The sequence below is a fragment of the Clostridium sp. 19966 genome, assembly GCF_032335695.1.
In the GTDB taxonomy this organism is placed as follows: domain Bacteria; phylum Bacillota; class Clostridia; order Clostridiales; family Clostridiaceae; genus JACTOJ01.
Map to the genome: position 1 here is coordinate 1 of NZ_JACTOJ010000022.1, position 19,743 is coordinate 19,743.

Here is a 19,743-nt window from a genome sequence, read left to right on the forward strand (position 1 = left end):
TTGCGGTTGGCTAGACCTGCATTTATTTTAACATAGGAGTTTTTTTCTACTCAACGGCATAAGCCTTTTTTCTTCCACTTGCTTAGCAAGTGGTTTACTTTGTTGCACAAAGAGTTAAAGAGAGGAAAAATCCTCTCTTTATTATTTGTTTCTATTTTGATTTAGTATAAAAACCAACTCTTATTTAAACTAGGCTCTAATTATTCTTACTGGTTTTTATTTTAAGAGCATTTATAAGTATTTGACTCAAAATAGTTCCTACTATAACTCCAAAACCTGCTTGTATAACATTTCCAATTACACCTTTAGCACAATCTAATAAAGCGGCATATATGCTCATTTGTCCACTAGATAAAATAATATCTACAATTATTCCTGCTCCGAAGTATGCTGCCACCATCCATACACCAGCCACTATAAAAGCAAAAACATTATTAGCAATATTCGTGCCATTGTTATATTTTCTATGGGCAATCCTTGCTGCTATATAAGCCATTACAGCTTTTATCACTAAAGTGAAAGGAGCCCAAACAGCATAACCTGAAAGTAAATCTGCAAGTCCCATTCCTATGGCTGCTGCCAAAACACTCTTTTTTCTGCTTAAAATAATTGTGGCAACAAAAACCATGGCATCTCCTGGATGTATATATCCATTTCCTGTCTTTATTTGCATTGCAAAGGTAGCTACAAAAATTATAGCTGCCATTAGCGCTGTCTCCACCATATCTTTTGTTGCCATAGAATTTTTCTTAATTTGTCCCATTAATATCACTCCAAACTTTATATATAACCCTTATTTAAATTATTATATTAAAAATTATTTATATTGCAAATGTATCGGTACAGTTCTTTTAAATCATGATTTTATTCACTAATAAAGCTTTAAATTAGTTTCAAGATAGCAAAAAAATATAATTCATATTTTTTTTAATTATGCAAATACTATATTTACAAGCTGGATTATTCACTTGACTAGTGTGCAAGGAGGGATTTACATGGTTTTTTTAAGGTGGCTTGGCGGATTTGTGGTATTTTTTTGGATCATCGGATTGTTATTTAGGATAGGTGGTTCAATGATTAATATTCTTCTAGTGGTTGCTGCTATAATATTTATAGTAGATGTTATATTCGGAAGAAATAAAGTTAAATGACAAAAGCGGCTTAAGCCGCTTTATGTTTAACTATCTTTACCTATATCTGAAAGTATCATACCTTTATTATGTTCCAAGGCCCAGTTAATTCCCCAGTCATTTTGGAATAATAAAAGATTTCTTTCTTTTAAATCTTTAACTTTCTTTGTATCGCTGGTTATGTTTATTGAATCCATATCTACATTTTCATTTTCTATCCATCTTATGTTTCTAAACGGAAGTCTATCCAGCTTTATATCTACGCCGTATTCATTCTTAAGCCTATATTCTAAGACTTCAAATTGGAGCACGCCAACCACGCCTACAATTAATTCTTCCATTCCAACATATATTTCCTTAAAGACCTGTATGGCACCTTCTTGAGATATCTGAGTTATACCTTTGATAAACTGTTTTCTCTTCATAGTATCCACAGCTCTTACTCTTGCAAAATGCTCTGGAGCAAAGGTAGGAATACCATCAAATTTAAACTTCTTATTAGATTCACACAAGGTATCACCTATGCTGAAAATACCTGGATCAAAAACGCCTATAATATCACCAGCGTAAGCTTCTTCGATGATTTCTCTATCTTGAGCCATAAATTGTTGAGGCTGAGTTAATCTTATCTTGCTTCCTGCCTGCACATGATTTACTTCCATACCCTTAGTAAACTTACCAGAGCATATTCTCATAAAGGCTATTCTGTCCCTATGAGCAGGATTCATATTAGCCTGTATTTTAAATACAAAAGCTGAAAATTTATCTTCAAAAACATCTATTTTTCCTGCATCAGAATTTCTTGGAAGAGGAGGCAGGGTTAGTTTCAAAAATTCCTTAAGAAATGGTTCTACACCGAAATTAGTAAGCGCACTTCCAAAGAATACTGGAGTAAGTTCTCCTACCCTGACCTTATTCAAATCAAAATCATCACCAGCTATATCTAACAGCTCAATATCATCAATAAGCTTATTGTGAAGAGCTTCACCTACTAAATCTTTGAATATATCATCATTTACATTTCCTTCTACGGATTCAACCTCTGACTGACCATGGTTTCCTCCCCCAAAGACCTGAACCTTGTTGGTTTCTCTTTCGTAAACGCCCTTAAAATCTGCTCCAGATCCTATTGGCCAGTTCATTGGATAAGATTTTATTCCCAACACATTTTCTATATCCTCTAATAATTCAAAAGGATCTTTACTTTCTCTATCCATTTTATTTATAAAAGTAAATACAGGAATTCCTCTTAAACTGCAGACATGAAACAGCTTTTTGGTTTGCTCCTCCACTCCTTTAGCTGCGTCAATTACCATAACGGCACTATCTGCTGCCATAAGAGTTCTATAAGTATCCTCACTAAAGTCTTGGTGTCCAGGTGTATCCAATATATTTATACAAAATCCATCATAGTTAAACTGCATAACAGATGATGTAACAGAAATTCCTCTCTGCTTTTCTATCTCCATCCAGTCAGAAACTGCATGCTTAGAAGCTTTTCTTGCTTTAACAGATCCTGCTAATCTAATAGCTCCTCCGTAAAGCAACAATTTTTCTGTTAATGTAGTTTTTCCCGCATCAGGATGAGATATTATTGCAAAAGTTCTTCTTTTCTCTATTTCTCTTATAAAGTCTGTCACGACATTTCCTCCTATTTTTATATGCTTAAGTTCTAAAATTCAAAATCCAAATAATCAATATATATAAATTAAAATATTTATATTTTGCTTTTACATTTAATAATTTTTTGGTATAATACCATGAGGGTTTACATGGGTAAACACCACTCCAATTCTTAATATATTTAACTATACAACTAGTAAATTATATCAGTTTAAAAATAAATATACAATACTTTTATGGAGGAATATGAATGTATAAACTATTAGCCCTTGACATGGATGGAACCTTACTTAGAAGCGATAAAACTATTTCTGAAAAAACTCTTGATGCTATAAAAAAGGCTAGAGAAAAAGGAGTAAAAATTGTTTTAGCTACAGGGAGACCAGTTCATGGAATATTAAGTTATATAGAACAATTAGGCTTAAATAATGACGATGAATTTGTAGTAACCTTTAATGGCTGCACTGTGCAAACAGCTAAATCCGGTGAAATATTATTTGAAATATCCGTTAAAGGAGAAGATCTTCATTATTTATACGAAATAAGTAAAAATCTTAATATAGATATACATGCTTTCACTTCACCAGAATTTTGTATAACTCCTAAAATAAATGAATATTCTTTAATCGAAGCAAGAATAAACAAAATAGATTTGGTGGAAAAAGATTTCTATGATATAAAGCCAGAAGAAGAAGTAATAAAAGTTCTAATGGTAGCCTCAAAAGAAAACTTAGATGCTGCATACTCTAAGCTCCCAGAAGAAGCCTATGAAAAATATTCTGTCATGAGAAGCTCAGATATATTCTTAGAGTTTCTTTCAAAAGGAATTAACAAAAGCAGAGGAATTGATTTCCTTGCAAATAAATTAAATATTAAAAGAGAAGAGATAATCTGCATAGGAGATGCAGAGAATGACATAGCCATGATTGAATATGCTGGTCTTGGTGTGGCAATGGGAAATGCTTTTACAAAGGTAAAAAAAGCATCTAATTATATAACTTTTACCAATGATGAAGACGGTGTAGCTCATGTTATAGATAAATTTGTACTAAGCGAACCAGTTTCATCTTAATAAAAAGCTCTGTTTTAAAACAGAGCCAGATAAAAAAGGAATTGCTTGCATGCAATTCCTTTTTATTTAGCTATGCCTTAAGCCTTCCACAATCCATGTATGTTACAATATTCCCTAACCGCTACTATTTCTCCGTCGATTTTAAAGTCAGCTTCTGGCTTTTCACCTGGATTTAGATATTTTTTATAAACTTTATTTTTAGTAATAACTTCAATCCACATTATATAGTGCTCAGGCTGCATTGGATGTTCTACTGAACCCACCTTTACTTTTACAGTTCCATCTTCTGCCTTTTCTACTACAGGAATATGCTTTTCAACTGCAGCATCAACAGTATTTTCCTCAACATGAACCATTGGTTTACCGCAGCATACCAATGTTCCGCCGCCTACATTAACCAGCTCAACTATATTGCCGCAAACAGGACACTTATATATTTCTCCTCTACTTGCCATAAATATTCCTCCTTTAATTTTATTTAACGCATACTTTTAAATATATGATATAAATATATTTTATATTCTTCATACAAATATATTTTCCTGCATTTTTTTAAATTTTTATATCCACGTTATGATATCCACTTTCCAAAATCGGTATCACACCATTTGGAATAAACTTTCCATCTAAAGCAACAGATTTCTCCTCATTCCTTTTAACCTTTATATTATATATACAGTTTCCATTCTCATATTTTATGCTGTATTCATCCCAGTAAAAAGGTATCTGAGGTTCTACCACGAATCCCTTATCACCCATAACCTTAAGTCCAAGTATTGCCTCAATTCCAACCCTGTACATCCAGCCAGCGGCTCCTGTGTACCACGACCATCCTCCTCTTCCTGTATAAGGTTCCCTCATGTACACGTCAGCACTCATAACATAGGGCTCTACCTTGTAAGTTTCACATTCAAGCTGAGTTTCTGAGTGATTTATTGGATTTATCATATTAAAGAATTTATACGCTTTATCTCCATTTTTTATCATGGCTTCTGCTAATATGAACCAAATTGCTGCATGAGTATATTGGGCACCATTTTCTCTAACTCCTGGCACATATCCTTTTATATAGCCAGGTTCTAAAGAAGAGTTATCAAAAGCTGGTGTAAGAAGCAATATGGTTCCTGCATCCTCTTTCACCAAATGCTTTTCAACAGATTCAATAGCTTTTTTGCATCTCTCTCTATTGCCTGCACCGCTTATAACTGCCCAAGATTGAGCTAAAGAATCTATCTGACATTCATCATTCTGAATAGAACCCAATGGAGTTCCATCATCAAAGTAAGCTCTTCTATACCAAGCTCCATCCCAGGCATTTGATTCTAGATTTTCTCTTATGAAATCCGCCATTTCACAAAAGTGGTGATAATTCATATCATCCTTTTTATATTTGCAGATTTCTTTGAATTTATTTAATATATCATACAGGAACCATCCTAGCCATACACTCTCCCCAGATCCTTTATTTCCTACAGTGCTCATTCCATCATTCCAATCTCCGCTTCCCATAAGAGGTATATTGTGAGTTCCAAATTTCAGAGCTTTTTCAATTGCCTTTAAGCAGTGCTCATATATGCTTCCTTCTACAGAGCTCTTTCTTGAAATATTATATCTTTCATCTTCATCTTCCTTAAGCGGTTCATCTTCTAAATAGTTTACTGACTCATCTAAAATACCATAATCCCCTGTTCTCAATATATAATCGGCTGTAACATAAGGAAGCCATAGCAAATCATCAGAAAATCTGGTTCTTATACCGCTGTCTACTATAGGATGCCACCAATGCTGAACATCACCCTCCAAATACTGTCTTGATGCACTTCTTAAAATTTGTTCTCTTGTAAAATTGCTATCCAAAATTCCTATGGACATGGAGTCCTGAAGCTGATCTCTATATCCATAAGCACCTCCAGACTGATAAAAGGCTGTTCTGCTCCAATATCTGCAGGATATGGTCTGGTACATAAGCCATCCATTAAGCAGTATATCCATAGATTTATCGGGAGTTGAAACTTTAATCTTCCCTAAGATGTCTTGCCAATATTTTTTAACATTGTTAAGTTCATTAAAGGAATAAATATAGGAACCATATTTTTTAATGGAATTTTCAATTTCTTTTTGGCTTTCATATTGCCCTAAAATTATAATTAGATTCTTTTCCTCACCTGGCTCCAGACTAATTTTAACATTTTCCGCAAGACAGGGTTCCATTCCAGCTCCGCTGAAGGAAGATAGTTTTTCCTGCATCATAGCTGCAGGGGTATCGTAATCATTGCCTCTTCCTATAAAATCAGTTCTAGAGCCTGTGAAGCTTTCCTCATATCCTCCGTTTATACTCAAGAAAGCTTTTAGTTTTCCAAAGTTTTGGCTATAGGAATTTTGAGCATATATATAATTTTTATCTTTTTCTATTTCCGTGTATATATATTGGGCAGTTTGTTGAGGCACAACACCAAGCACTATATCGCAATAATATGTTAACGAAAGCTTTCTGCTCTTTTCACCTTTATTTTTTAATGTAACAATGCATATTTTACAGCTGTCATGTCTAGGTGCAAACATTATCTCGCTTCCCTCAATTCCATTTACCTCATGCATAAAGCTTGAATATCCAAACCCATGATTTATAACATACATTCCATTATCTCTTACAGGATTGCGAGTTATGCTCCAGTACTTCCCATCCTCCTCATCTCTAATAAATAAAAATTCTCCTCCTAAATCAGTAACGGGATCATTGGACCAGGTGGTAAGTTTATTCTCTCTGCTGTTTTTGTTCCAAGTATAAGCACTTCCACTTTCAGAAACATTAAAGCCGAATTCTTCATTGGATATTACATTTATCCAAGGTGCAGGAGTATTTTTTTCTCCATCCAGCAATATGATGTAGCTATTATCCTCTTTGCTGAATCCTCCGTAGCCATTATAATAGTATAAATCTTCAGGTTTAAATTTTTCTTTTAATATTCTCCTGCTTATCTCTGTAATTTCCTCACTGAATTCAGTAGAAAATCTTCCGCTGTTTTTCCATGTCATTTTGCCTATTTTTTCTGCCGCATTTTTTATTTTAGAGCCCATAATTTGAATAGTACTTTGTTCTCCGCTTCTGCTTCGTATAAAGTTTACGGCATCTTTGCCTGCTGCGCTTTTCTCTTCCTCTTCTACTTTAATAAAATTTAATGCTTCTTCATTTTTAGTTCTTATCTGACTCATTATACTTCCTTTGTCTGCATCTATAACCAGCCTTGAAATAGCCATTATAAAATCTGCAATATCCTTATCTATAGTACTTCTGTTATAAAGAAAGATTCTTGCGGCACTGGCCTGATTCCTTCTCATATTTATCATATCTCTTACTGTACTATGCAGAGGCTGAGAATAACCTGGTTCTTCCAAATTTATTATTACAAAATCCACCGTAAGCCCTTTTATTGCCCAATATTCATGAGCCTTTAACATCTGCCTTACAACATCGATATCTCTCTCATATCTTATAATCAAAGAAACTATCGGTAAATCACCGGAAATACCATAGGCCCACAAATCACTTTGATGCTTATTGATATTTTTAATGCTTTCCTGGCGGCTGTGAAGCTGGGTATTGATATATATAATTTTTGATGCCATAAGCTGATATAAATTTACCTGCGTAGATCTTATCCCCATATATTTCATTTCCAAAATACTTTTGGTCCATGCCAATTCAAATACTCTGGTGGTATTTTGAAATTCTTTATATTTTTTAGCCATTTCTATTACCTCGGCTCGGGAATTAGCTGTTGCCGTGGTATAAGCTATTTTTACACTTCCACCAGGCTTCAATCTGAAGCTTCTTCTTATGCTTATGATTGGATCAAGAACGGCTCCAACAGTATTTTTAAGATTTACCTTTTCCAAAGCTAAAGGATTGGATATGCTCCTTCCTCTTCCTATGAAATTAAGCCTATTAGTTTCATATTGTATCCCCCCTACAGCTTCTCCCTCATAGGACATAACCTGCATCATCCACGGCCTTTGCTGTTTTTTAGCTCTGGGCCGTCTGCTGGCAACTATACAGCCAATATCCTCCACATACTCTGTTTCCACAAATAAATTGCTGAAAGCAGGGTGAACTATATCTGAGTTGTAGGTAGCCAAAATTACTTCCAAATAGCTTGTTACCTCTAAAATGCATTCCTCTCCATGATTAGTTAGGGTAATTCTCCTTATTTCAGCATCTTCTTCATTTGACACTGTAACTTCCATATGAGTAGATATGTTTCCATCTTTTCGTTTAAATTCAGCTTTATCCATAGAAAAAACTGCATTATAATCTTCTGGAGCTTTATTGCAAGGTTCATAGGTTACGCTATAGTAATCATTATTCATTTGATTCTTTACATAAAAAAACATACCACTGCAATCTCTAGTTACATCTTCTCTCCACCTATATAATGTAATGTCATTTCTCTTAGCATATCCACTGCCGCTGTTTGATATCATCATGCTATAGGACCCATTAGCTAATAGATGTGTTTCAGGTGTGGTAGTGAGTGCAGTATCGTAAGATCTTACCACCATGCTGTGTTTATTTTCGCGTGCATCATGTACTTCATGTTTCTTTTCTTTATCATAGGTTATATTCTTAGATACTTTTTCTTGCAGTAACAATTCTGTAGCCTTTACCATTGGTATGCTGTGAAAGCTTTCAATTAAAATATTATCATTCAGCACATTATCCATAGCCATGAGGCTCATGCCTTCATGATGAATCATAAAGGATTTAACTATCAGCTTATTTTTCCCTTTTGTTAATCTTTCTTTTGTAAAATCTACAGCTTCATATAGTCCATATCTTCCTTCCATGCCGATTTCTATGAGCTTTCTTAGGTTTTTAATAGATCCCTTTAAGTCTGTACTTAAAGCTAATACTGTAGCATAAGGTGCCACTACAAGCTCTCCTGATAATCCCCTTTTAAGTCCAACACCGGGAACTCCAAAGGCTTTATATTGATAATTCATGGCATTATCAAAATGATAAAAAGCACTTTCTGATATTCCCCAAGGCACATTTTGATTACTGCAATATCTCTTCTGTGCTTCTACAACAGTGGTGTAGGTTTCATCAAGCAAAGTGTTAGGATAATTTTTCATAATAAGAGCAGGCATAAAATATTCAAACATCGTGCCGCTCCAAGATATCAGACCTTTCCTTTTCCCGACTTTCATCATAGAACGATTTAACTTAAACCAGTGCTTCTGATCCACATCACCCTTTGCTATAGCCATGAAACTAGCACATCTAGCTTCTGAGGCAAGAAGATCATAATAGCTGTTATTCAGTGCATCCTTTTCTATATCATATCCTATGGAAAACAAATGTTTTTTTCTGTCATACACAACTTTAAAGTCTGTATTGCTGACAAATTTATTTAACCTTAAGGATAAATTACGGTTTTTTATAATTTCTTTTTCAATTTCTATACATCCATTCTCTATGAGAAGTATTATTTCCTTTATATCCTCGGATTTTTCTGCAATGCCTTCTTTTAGATTTGCTGCTACTTTTCTTAATGAATAAGCGACCTCATTTAAAGGACTGGAAAATGGTATATCCTTCAATTGATTTTTCAAATAATCATATTGCTTATTTAAACTTGAAGCCTTATCTGCCCATGGAAAAAATCTTTGAATATCTCCCAAAAACTTGCTGCAGCAAGTTTTTAGTTTCCCATTCCAGTATAAGCTCTTACCTTTATTACTTTTTTCATAATTAAGCAGGGTACTCCATAATTTCATTAAGAATTCTTTCCAGCTAATTATGTCTAAATCTGATCTTTTTACTTCTTCAATTAAATTTTCATAAGTAACATTATCTTCAAATTCCTCCTCTGCAAGCAGAGCCGTATCTTCTATTCCTCTGATGAATTCCCTTCGCATAAGAGGCATCTTGCTATGTTTATCTATGCTGGAATAGGCAAGCCACATATAAGCCACTAAGTTTCCGCTGTCTACTGTGGAAACATATCTAGGATACAGAGGTTGTTTTGACACAGTATCGTACCAATTGTAAAGATGCCCTTTGAACTTAGTAAGACTTTCACTGCTAGCTAAAGTTTTGTCAATTCTATCCGACATTTCGTTAAAGGATATGTATCCCAAATTATAGGCATTTAAATTTGAAGTTATAGCCATTCCTATATTTGTAGGCGAAGTCCTTTTTGCTAATCCATTTGGCGGTTCCTGCTGAAAATTATCTGGTCCTAACCAATTATTTTCACTATTAACGAAATCCTCAAAATAGGCCCAGGTTTTTCTGCTGATTCTTCTAAGCAATTTTGTTCCTTGCTCATCTGTTTCCTGCTTTTCTTCTATTATGTCTTGACTTATGTAGTAGGCTATACTTGGGCTTAGAAACCAAATTATACATGCAGGTAAAATAGAAATACCTATAGCGTAACCTTTATTAAAAGCCAATATTTCTAATACTAGTGCAATTAAAGATCCGCTCCACATACTTTTTATATAGCTTCCAAAACTTTTTAAGCTTCTTGCTTCAGCTTCAGCAGAGGTCTGCCACTCTAAAAGTTTCATTTTACTAAAAATCATTCTATATAAAGTTCTTACAATGGCATCTATCATCAAGTAAGCTTCATAAGGTATAAAGCAGAACAATAAGAAAACTTGATCAATAACCATTCCCACATTTTTAATTTTTCCCGTGAGACTTATTCCTTTAGTTGGTGTTACCACAGCCTCTGATACATCAAATAAAATAGGGCATATCACCGATAGGAAGGTAGCTACAACCCATGGCCCTCTCACGTCAATAATAGTTATTGCATATATCAAAAGCAGCATTATAGCTGGCATAAGCAGACTTCGACGCAAATTATCAAATATCTTCCATCTTGATAATTTATTCAAAGCAGACTTTTTTATAAGCCAAGGGATTAACTGCCAATCTCCTCTGACCCATCTATGTAGTCTTCTGCAATAGGAATGATAATAGGCTGGATATCCATCCACAAGTTCTATATCACTAACTAAAGCTGTCCTTCCAAAGCTTCCCTCTAATAAATCATGGCTTAAAACCAAATTTTCAGGAATAGAATTCTTTAAAACTGTTTCAAAGGTATCCACATCATATATACCTTTCCCAGTAAAAATTCCTTCCGCAAAAATATCTTGATATGTATCAGATACGGCAGTAGTATATATGTCTATCCCTGTTTCTCCTGAAAATATTCTAGAAAACATGGTTTTATTTGCGCTTATGCTTCCAACGTTTACTCTAGGCTGCATTATTCCATACCCTCTAGTTACTGCCCTAGAATTCTCATGTATGTAAGGTACATTTAGTATATGGCTCATAGCTCCTATAAGTTTTTTAGCTGAATCTCGTGGAAGCTGAGTATCAGCATCCAGAGTTATGACATATTTTATATTTCCAAGTTCCTCTATATTACCGCTTATTACATCATAGCTAGTGTTTTTATTTCCTCGCAGAAAGGAATTAAATTCCATGAGCTTTCCTCGTTTTCTTTCCCAGCCCATCCATTTTTTTTCTTTATCGTTATATATTCTCCTTCTAGATAGGAAATAAAAAATATCAGTTCCCTCTAATGCAAATTTGTCATTTAATTCTTTTATGCCTTGCAAACCAGATTTTATCAAAAGCTCATCCTTTTCCTCTTTTTCCTTGTCGCTGTCTGGAAAATCCATCAATAAAGTAAAATATAAATTTTTTTCATGGTTCGCTAGATAATATATCTCTAAATCATTTATTATATCTCTTATTTTCTTTTCATCACCAGTTAAAGCTGGTACTACAACTATACTTCTGCTTTCCTCTGGTATTCCTTCTTCCATTGACAATTTTGGAACAAATCTTGGAGAAAACAATTGGCTTATACTCCAATTAAAAATTGAAATCACTATTTCACTTGCTGGCACTAATAGCAAAACAGCCCCCAAAATATATTTCCAGGCTATCGGATTGGAATCTTCATTTACGCCTAAGGCTAATATCAGGACTTCAAAGAACACTATTCCAAGACAAATTATAGTAGCATATAATCTTACAGAAATTTTTCCTTCAAGATTATTAAAAACTTTGAACAACCCTACTTTGCTCTTTATTTTATTTTGCAGCTTATATACTCCATTATCTATTATGTAATATCCTATATGCTTTTCATAATCCTTTATACCTTCCTTTGCACATTCTAATACCTTTTTTGCGACATAGGCTTCACCCACTCCAAATTTTCTAGCCAGCATCTCCAGTTTATGTCTGTAATAGTCTCTAGATTCAAAGTCCATATTGGCATAAACCCCTGATGGGTCAGCTCTCAATATAGCTTCTGCATAATTTAACCTTTCAAAAGTATCCTTCCAATTTAAAGAAGTCACATTTCTGATTGATGTTATACTATTACCCAAGGACAGCTGAAAACCTGCTTGCTTTTGATGCTCTCCGCTTATAACCATATCTAGATTTTTCTGATTGCTTTCCAGATTTTCATTTATCCAAGCATATATATTTTCATTGTCCACCCCATTGTCTCTAAGGACTTTTATAAGGCTTTCTACAAAATGAGATGAGAAAGATATACTTTTCTTCTTCAAACTTTCTAAATTAAAATCCAATTTTTTTTCCGTATATGCATTTATTATATTTTCCCCAAACTGCTCTCCCCTTTTTTTCTCTTCTATAGCATATACTATCTTATTTACTATTTGGCTTATATTCTGTATCAAGGCTATTCTTATCATTATAGGGAGAGCCCAAAGTTCACCGCTGCTCAATATGGTATTTTTCTGATATGCTCCAATAAAGGCTTCAATCACGTTTTCATCTATAAGCCCATCCGTATGGCACACTAGTTCTATAGCTATATGATAAACTCTAGGATATCCCTTCATCATTCCTTTGCTTATAGTTGGCAAATTTCTATAGTAGCTGGATGGCATGCTGCTCTTTATATCCTTGTATTCCTTTTGTATTAAGTACAGATTGTCTAAAAGCCATTCCGCTGCTGGAACCATATCATATTTTTCATCTATTTCTTTATCTATGTAATCGTGACCTTCTATTATCTTCTTATAACTTTCATCTAGGCTCTTTATAAGCTTTCTTCTGTAAGCTGTTTTTTTTGTTTCGGAATAGTATGTAGATATTTTTAATGCATGCTTCTCCATGTCATCCTTATTAACATAAATGCTAGGTATATCTTCCATGATATTCTGATTTTCTTCTTCACGGCGAATCCATATTATATATATGGACACAAATGCAATAGATACCAGCAGTAAAATATATAGGTACATTATTTAATCACACTCCCCAATAATATAACGTCAAATTATTATGAATAACCGCTTTATTGCTTTTTATTTAGTATACCCAACAGTATTTTAATTATTTATATGAAAGGATATATTTTAAATCAGTGTAAAAATCAACCCTCATCTAAAATATGGAGTGAATATATAAAAAAAGCTGCCTGGCAGCTAACTTAGGTTAGTCCAAACAGCTATTTTTATATGTTTTATTAATTTTCAGCTATAAGTAAGTCCTTTTCGATTATATGGTCCGTAAGCCATTTTGCGACAAATTCTAACAAATTCATTAAGTACTCATCCTGATTATGATCTAGTTTATTAAAATCAATGGAGTTTACTTTATTCATAAACTCTTGATGGTCTATGACCTGAGTAAAAAGTTTTTTATAGTTTATACTTTTCATGTACTCTTCTTCATTTTTAAAATGTATCTGGGCGTATTCTCTTAATTCATACACTATGCTGACAATATCATCGTATTTATCAGGGCTGTATGAGTTTTTAATCAGTTGAAATGCCCTTTCTCCGATTTCGAATAACTTAGTGTGCTCTGCATCAATTTGTGCTATCCCAGTTTTGTATTCTTCCTTCATTTCAAACATATTTATCCACCCCGCTCTAATTTTTCAATTTGAGTATATATTATTTTACATAAACCGTCTATATAAATTTTATTATAAACGGATTATATTGACAGTTTCATAAAAAATTAGTCTTATTTTATCGAAGCAATAACAATTTATTGCACTAATTATTTCTATTTTTAATTGAAATTTGTTTATTAGTTAAGAGGTAAAATTAAAAAGGTAAGAGTTTAGGTAGAAATCGTCTCTTTGGAGAGCCGATTTCAATTTATAAATTCGCTTCAAGCGAATTTTAACCATAGCTCTTACTTCTTACCTTTTATGTCTTAATTTTTATTTCTTACCTCAGTGGAATAAATTACAGTATTTCATTTTTTATGATATCATCATAAGTTTCTCTTTTGCATACTAATCTGGTTTCTCCATCCTTTACCATAACCACTGCAGCTTTAGGTATTTTATTGTAGTTGCTGGCCATGGAATATCCATAGGCTCCTGTAGACATTACTGACAATATATCGCCGCTCTTCACATGAGGAATTGTTATATCTGAAAGTAAGATATCTCCAGATTCACAGCACTTTCCTGATATAGTGACCTTCTCATTTATGCTTCCTTCTATGTTGTTCGCAATTCCGCATTCATATTCAGCTCTATATAAGGCTGGTCTTATATTGTCTGTCATTCCTCCATCTACTGCCACGTAAGTTCTCACTTCTGGTATTTTTTTTATTGAACCTACTGTATAAAGAGTAATTCCCGCATTTCCAACTATAGATCTTCCTGGTTCAATAGTTAAAATCGGAGGATTTATATCAAGCTGCTTACAGGTTTCATCAAATTCTTCTAGAATAACATTAGAAAACTCTTCTATGCTCTTTGGCTTGTCACCCTCGCTGTAATATATGCCAAAACCACCGCCTAAATCTAATTCCTTAAGCAGATGACCTGTCTCTTTATATATACTTTGAATCAATGTGAGCATAACCTTAACTTCATCTTTATAGGGTTCTATTTCAAATATTTGAGATCCGATATGGGAATGAAGGCCTACCAGCTCTATATTAGGTAGCTCTAAAGCTTTTTTTACTGCTTCCATAGTTTTATTATTAAGCACTGTGAAACCAAATTTAGAATCTATTTGACCAGTTCTTATATAATCATGAGTGTGCGCTTCAATGCCTGGAGTTATTCTTAATAAAATTTTCTGTTTCACGCCGTATTTTGCCGCTATTTCATTTATATTGTCTATCTCATAGAAATTATCCGCCACGAATCTCCCTACTCCCAATCTTATTCCCATGTCAATTTCTTCAATTGTTTTATTATTTCCATGAAAATATATTCTTTCCATTGGAAAATCACTTTTATAAGCGGTATAGAGTTCTCCTCCAGATACCACATCAAGCCACATATTTTCTTCATTTAACAGCTTACACATAGCCATTATAAGAAAAGCCTTACCTGCATAAGCCACTCTATTACCTTTTTCAGAAGCTTTAAAGCTTTGATTGTATCTCCTGCATTTCTCTCTTAATAAATTTTCATCAAATACATATAGTGGAGTTCCAAAACTTTCCGCCATGCTGCTGCAGCTTACTCCTCCTACCGTAAGTTTATTGTCTACTACGGCCATTGTACCAAATAACTTCATTTTCCTTCCTCCAATCACAAAAATTAAAACTAAATATTCTTAAAATAGCTATGTTTTAAATGGATGCTTTAAGATTAAATGCCTCTCCCGTTATATCGATTGCTTTAAGCTCATCTTCTCGCTTTATGGTACAAGTAACTCTTATCTCAGAAGTAGTTATCATTTTAACCAATATATTATTCTCGCTAAAAAGCCTAAACATTTTTCCTGCTACTCCAGATGTGGTTTTCATACCTATACCCACAATTGAAAATTTGGTTATATCTTCATCTATTATAATATTTTCCTTACAGGCTAATTGATATAGTATTTCCATACAATCTGAAACATCTTCTTTAGGTATAGTAAAAGATATATTTACCTTATCATCTATCGGAGCCGTCTGGCTTATCATATCTATGTTTATCTTTCTCTCTCCTATTTTACCAAATAATTCAGAGATAATATTTATATCTGAGGATATATTTTTTACTGTTATCGAAATATCATCATTGCTAGTGGCTATTCCTGTGACAGCTTTGGTTTCCATATTGTTAGTCCCTCCTATTATAGTTCCTTTAATATCGCTGCAGCTTAACCCTACATAGATGGGTATATTATATTTTTCTGCAAGTTCTACAGACCTGGAATGCATAACCTGAGCACCTAAACTTGCTAGTTCCAGCATTTCTTCGTAATGAATATCGGATAATTTTTTTGCACTTTTCAGCTTCCTAGGATCACAGGCATATATGCCATCTACATCAGTATATATTTCACAGCTTCCTTTAAGTTTATATGCTAAAGCTACTGCAGAGGTGTCTGAGCCTCCTCTTCCTAAAGTAGTTATGTCTCCCAAATCATTAACTCCCTGAAATCCAGCTACTATTACTATGTTGTCCTCTTCTAAGCTTTCCACAATTTTAGTAATATCCATATCTTTTATAAGTGCTTTGCCATATTGTCCTCTGGTCTGTATATTAAGCTGATAGGCACTATAGCTTACAGCCTTATGTCCCATGGCATTGACAGCCATAGCTAGCATTGCACTTGATACCATCTCTCCTGTGGATAGCAAAGCATCCATCTCCCTTTTATCGGGATTTTCTGTTATTTCTTTTGCTAAGGATATGAGCTCGTCCGTGGTATCTCCCATAGCAGATACTACAACTACCATGCTGTTTCCCTTTTCTTTTCTCGCTATAACAGTTTCTGCTACCTTCTTTATCTTTTCGGAAGTAGCTACGGAACTCCCCCCATATTTTTGTACTACAATATTCAATTTATCACCTCTAGATTGCTGCCCTCCACCTTGAATAGTCACTACATAAAACAAATGCAGCAAAGGAACACCTTTGCTGCTTAAAAACAATTTTAATACAACTACGTGTACCTTGTAGCTCTCCATGGAAAACCATGACAGCCATACATATATTTTATGCACAGCCAGGGAAGATTTTTGCAGTTTCTTCTCTTCGGCCTAAATCCCTTTCCTCTTGCCTCTACGCCCGCCAGCTCCGCAAAAGTACTATTAATTTAGGCACCTCTACCCTAGGTAAAGTTCATTATTTAATTTACATTATGGTAACACAATTATTATATTTATGCAACAGCTATTTACATTGAAAAAAACTCAATCAAAGATTTAGTAATATAAAAATGGTCATATACTCCTCCAAGCTCTCTTACAGAATGCATAGCTAAAAGAGGTGCTCCTATATCCACTGATTTAATTGGAAGATGGGTAGCTGAAAGCGGTCCTATTGTTCTTCCACCTGGTTCATCAGAACGATTAACAAATTTCTGCACAGGTACCTTTGCTTTTTCGCATATCATTTCATATGTACCTATAGATATGCTGTCAGAGGTATAGCTTTGAGCTGCGCTGATTTTTATAGCAGGTCCTTGGTTTAGAATAACCCTGCAGGTTGGATCAAATTTTTCTGTATTATTGGGATGAAGACCTTGAGCCGCGTCTGTAGATATCATAAAGGATTTAGCATAGGCTCTTAAAAGTTCCTCTCTTCCTTTGCCAAGGCTTAGAGCTATCCTCTCTAAAGTATGCACTAATATTTCGGAATTAGCTCCCTGCTTAGTAGAGCTTCCCACTTCCTCATTGTCAAAGCATGCTATAAGGTTGGTAGCTTTCCCAGGTTTTGCATCCAATATTGCATGAATAGCACTGTGCACCATGCTAAGATTATCTATTCTTGAAGAAGATATGAATTCTTCATTTACTCCTAGTAGGCAACCTCTTCCATATTCATATAGAAATAAATCAAAATCCAGTATATCCTCGGCTTTAACCCCTAGCTCCCCTGCTATAAGCTTAACTAAAAACTCATCCTTTTCAAGCTCATCATTTATACAGCCTACCATAGGTATTGTATCCTTCTGAGGATTTAATTCAACACCATGATTCACTTTTCTATTTAAATGTATGGCTAAATTAGGTATTATAGTTATTGGTCTTGATATATTTACTAATCTGCTTTCTGGAAACATTCCAGTACTTTTTACTGCCACCCTTCCAGCTATAGATAGAGGTCTATCAAACCAAGTATTTAAAATCGGTACCCCATATACTTCTGTATTAAGCTTTAAGAAACCCTCATTGCACATCTCAGCATGGGGTTTTATTCTGAAAGTTGGGGAATCTGTGTGTGATCCAGCTATTCTGAAGCCTTCTGCTTCCATCTCTCCTGTACCCACCACAAATCCAAAAAGTGAAGAGTCGTTTCTAGTAGTAAAATATTTTCCTCCCTTTTCTATCTTCCAAGCTTCTTCTTCCTTAAGCTCACTAAAGCCTGCTGACAATAATTCCTTTTTAGCAGCAGCAACAGCATGAAAGGCTGTGGGACTTTCATCTATAAAATCTAATAAATTTTCAGCAAGGCTTTTAATTTCCTTTTCCATCTATATCACTCCGTATCATAAATTATAACAAATTAAAATTTCGATTAATTATTAGTCGACATATTTTATGATATAATATGTACAGAAGTTAATCAATAGAATAAACTATTTTGGGGTGATAATATTTGTTTATTAATACTTTAATTAAAAAGTTCATTAAGAACTTCGAAGATACAAAAAATGAAACTGTAAGAACCAAATATGGATTTTTTGCTGGAATTATAGGTATAGTTATTAATTTAATATTATTTTTCATAAAGATTTCAGTTGGAATTTTGACTAATAGTATTGCTGTCACTGCGGATGCTTTTAATAACCTTTCTGATAGTGCTTCTTCTCTTATCACTATAATTGGATTTAAGCTTTCAAATTTACCTGCTGATGAAGAGCACCCTTTTGGTCATGGAAGAATTGAATATCTATCCGCATTAGTAGTTTCCTTCATGGTTATGTTTGTAGGCTTTCAATTTGTTAAATCTTCTTTTGAAAGGATATTTCATCCTAGCAGAGTAGTATTTCAATTGATTCCATTTTTGCTTATATTACTATCTATGGCTGCGAAGGTATGGCTTTCTTTTTTTAATAAGAAAATAGGATTTATTATAGATTCTGCTGCTTTAAAAGCTTCTGCCTTAGACTCCTTAGGAGACGTAATAATTTCAGCTGTTGTTGCTATATCCCTTATTTTTTCTTTATTCTCTTCCTTTCCTCTAGACGGATATTTAGGAATTTTAGTAGCCGCATTAATTCTTTATTCTGGTTTCACGCTGATAAAAGAAACTGTAAATCCTTTGCTGGGAGAAGCTCCAGATGCAGAGCTGGTAAAGGATATAAAGAAGCGGGTGCTTTCCTATGAAAATATAATAGGTGTCCACGATCTTATAATACATAATTATGGTCCAGGAAAGGCTATGGCATCCATACATGCAGAAGTTCCTTCCAACATAAATATAGTATCCATACATAACGTCATTGACAGAGCAGAAAGAGAAATTTCAGAAAAGCTAAATCTCATACTTGTAATACATATGGATCCAGTAAATGTAGACGACAAGGAAGTTACGAATACAAGAAAACAAGTATCCACCATTTTAAAAAAATTTGAATCAATAAAATCTATACATGACTTCAGAATTGTTGGTGAAGGTGAAACTAAGAATATTATCTTTGATTCGGTAGTTAATTCATCGGATATAACCAATCATACTGGAGAGATAGCTTTAAAAAAGGATATATGTACTGAAGTAAAAAAATTTCATCCAAATTATAATTGCGTTATTACAATAGACAGAGACTTTTCTGATTTGTAAATCCAACTAATGTCAGCTGAACCCTTGATACTTCTATAACTAGTTATATAGTTATATAGATTTATAGATTTATACTAATTTAGTTAACAAGTAAAAATTAAGAATTAAAAGTGAAGGTAAGAAATCGTCTCACAAAGAGACGATTTCC

General features: G+C 33.9%; 11 protein-coding genes and 1 riboswitch. Of the genes, 3 read left to right on the forward strand and 8 right to left on the reverse strand.

Going from position 1 to position 19,743, the window contains the following annotated elements:
* Nucleotides 1-196: 196 nt before the first annotated feature.
* Nucleotides 197-763, reverse strand: coding sequence for an ECF transporter S component (locus IAI10_RS18790; RefSeq protein WP_315674842.1), 567 nt, complete (start codon nucleotides 761-763; stop codon nucleotides 197-199).
* A 232-nt stretch (nucleotides 764-995) separates the two neighbouring features.
* On the opposite strand from IAI10_RS18790, the gene IAI10_RS18795 reads away from it, so the two are divergent.
* On the forward strand, nucleotides 996-1,151 hold the full coding sequence (locus tag IAI10_RS18795) for a DUF5670 family protein (RefSeq protein ID WP_315674843.1): 156 nt from the start codon (nucleotides 996-998) through the stop codon (nucleotides 1,149-1,151).
* Between the two features lie 26 nt (nucleotides 1,152-1,177).
* On the opposite strand, the gene IAI10_RS18800 is transcribed toward IAI10_RS18795, so the two are convergent.
* Nucleotides 1,178-2,770, reverse strand: a complete 1,593-nt coding sequence (locus IAI10_RS18800) for a peptide chain release factor 3 (RefSeq protein WP_315674844.1) — start codon at nucleotides 2,768-2,770, stop codon at nucleotides 1,178-1,180.
* Between the two features lie 233 nt (nucleotides 2,771-3,003).
* Between IAI10_RS18800 and yidA the strand changes: the two genes are divergently transcribed.
* The gene (yidA, locus tag IAI10_RS18805; protein ID WP_315674845.1) at nucleotides 3,004-3,825 is read left to right on the forward strand and encodes a sugar-phosphatase; all 822 of its coding nucleotides are present in this window, start codon (nucleotides 3,004-3,006) and stop codon (nucleotides 3,823-3,825) included.
* Between the two features lie 77 nt (nucleotides 3,826-3,902).
* Here yidA and IAI10_RS18810 read toward each other — a convergent pair whose 3' ends face one another.
* The 6 genes from IAI10_RS18810 to IAI10_RS18835 all read right to left on the reverse strand — a co-directional run bounded on the left by IAI10_RS18810 (nucleotide 3,903) and on the right by IAI10_RS18835 (nucleotide 18,285).
* Nucleotides 3,903-4,280: a desulfoferrodoxin gene (locus IAI10_RS18810; RefSeq protein ID WP_315674846.1), complete on the reverse strand. Its 378-nt coding sequence runs from the start codon at nucleotides 4,278-4,280 to the stop codon at nucleotides 3,903-3,905.
* 97 nt (nucleotides 4,281-4,377) lie between these two features.
* Entirely contained in the window at nucleotides 4,378-13,137 is an 8,760-nt protein-coding gene (locus tag IAI10_RS18815; protein ID WP_315674847.1) for a GH36-type glycosyl hydrolase domain-containing protein, read from the reverse strand.
* 224 nt (nucleotides 13,138-13,361) lie between these two features.
* Nucleotides 13,362-13,754, reverse strand: coding sequence for a hemerythrin family protein (locus IAI10_RS18820; RefSeq protein WP_315674848.1), 393 nt, complete (start codon nucleotides 13,752-13,754; stop codon nucleotides 13,362-13,364).
* Between the two features lie 340 nt (nucleotides 13,755-14,094).
* A complete protein-coding gene (gene lysA, locus IAI10_RS18825; protein WP_315674849.1) occupies nucleotides 14,095-15,390 on the reverse strand; it encodes a diaminopimelate decarboxylase in 1,296 nt (431 codons plus the stop codon).
* A 55-nt stretch (nucleotides 15,391-15,445) separates the two neighbouring features.
* Nucleotides 15,446-16,651 (reverse strand): aspartate kinase, encoded by a 1,206-nt coding sequence (locus IAI10_RS18830; protein WP_315674901.1) that lies wholly within the window; start codon nucleotides 16,649-16,651, stop codon nucleotides 15,446-15,448.
* A gap of 107 nt (nucleotides 16,652-16,758) precedes the next feature.
* A riboswitch (Lysine riboswitch) is annotated at nucleotides 16,759-16,926 on the reverse strand.
* 60 nt (nucleotides 16,927-16,986) lie between these two features.
* Nucleotides 16,987-18,285, reverse strand: coding sequence for a M18 family aminopeptidase (locus tag IAI10_RS18835; protein WP_315674850.1), 1,299 nt, complete (start codon nucleotides 18,283-18,285; stop codon nucleotides 16,987-16,989).
* A gap of 125 nt (nucleotides 18,286-18,410) precedes the next feature.
* On the opposite strand from IAI10_RS18835, the gene IAI10_RS18840 reads away from it, so the two are divergent.
* Nucleotides 18,411-19,595 (forward strand): cation diffusion facilitator family transporter, encoded by a 1,185-nt coding sequence (locus IAI10_RS18840; protein ID WP_315674851.1) that lies wholly within the window; start codon nucleotides 18,411-18,413, stop codon nucleotides 19,593-19,595.
* Nucleotides 19,596-19,743: the final 148 nt, after the last annotated feature.

Coding starts and splice junctions, on each gene's coding strand:
- lysA (WP_315674849.1), bottom strand. CDS start 15,390: ATGAAGTTATTTGGTACAATGGCCGTAGTAGACAATAAACTTACGGTA.
- IAI10_RS18790 (WP_315674842.1), bottom strand. CDS start 763: ATGGGACAAATTAAGAAAAATTCTATGGCAACAAAAGATATGGTGGAG.
- yidA (WP_315674845.1), top strand. CDS start 3,004: ATGTATAAACTATTAGCCCTTGACATGGATGGAACCTTACTTAGAAGC.
- IAI10_RS18815 (WP_315674847.1), bottom strand. CDS start 13,137: ATGTACCTATATATTTTACTGCTGGTATCTATTGCATTTGTGTCCATA.
- IAI10_RS18835 (WP_315674850.1), bottom strand. CDS start 18,285: ATGGAAAAGGAAATTAAAAGCCTTGCTGAAAATTTATTAGATTTTATA.
- IAI10_RS18820 (WP_315674848.1), bottom strand. CDS start 13,754: ATGTTTGAAATGAAGGAAGAATACAAAACTGGGATAGCACAAATTGAT.
- IAI10_RS18810 (WP_315674846.1), bottom strand. CDS start 4,280: ATGGCAAGTAGAGGAGAAATATATAAGTGTCCTGTTTGCGGCAATATA.
- IAI10_RS18795 (WP_315674843.1), top strand. CDS start 996: ATGGTTTTTTTAAGGTGGCTTGGCGGATTTGTGGTATTTTTTTGGATC.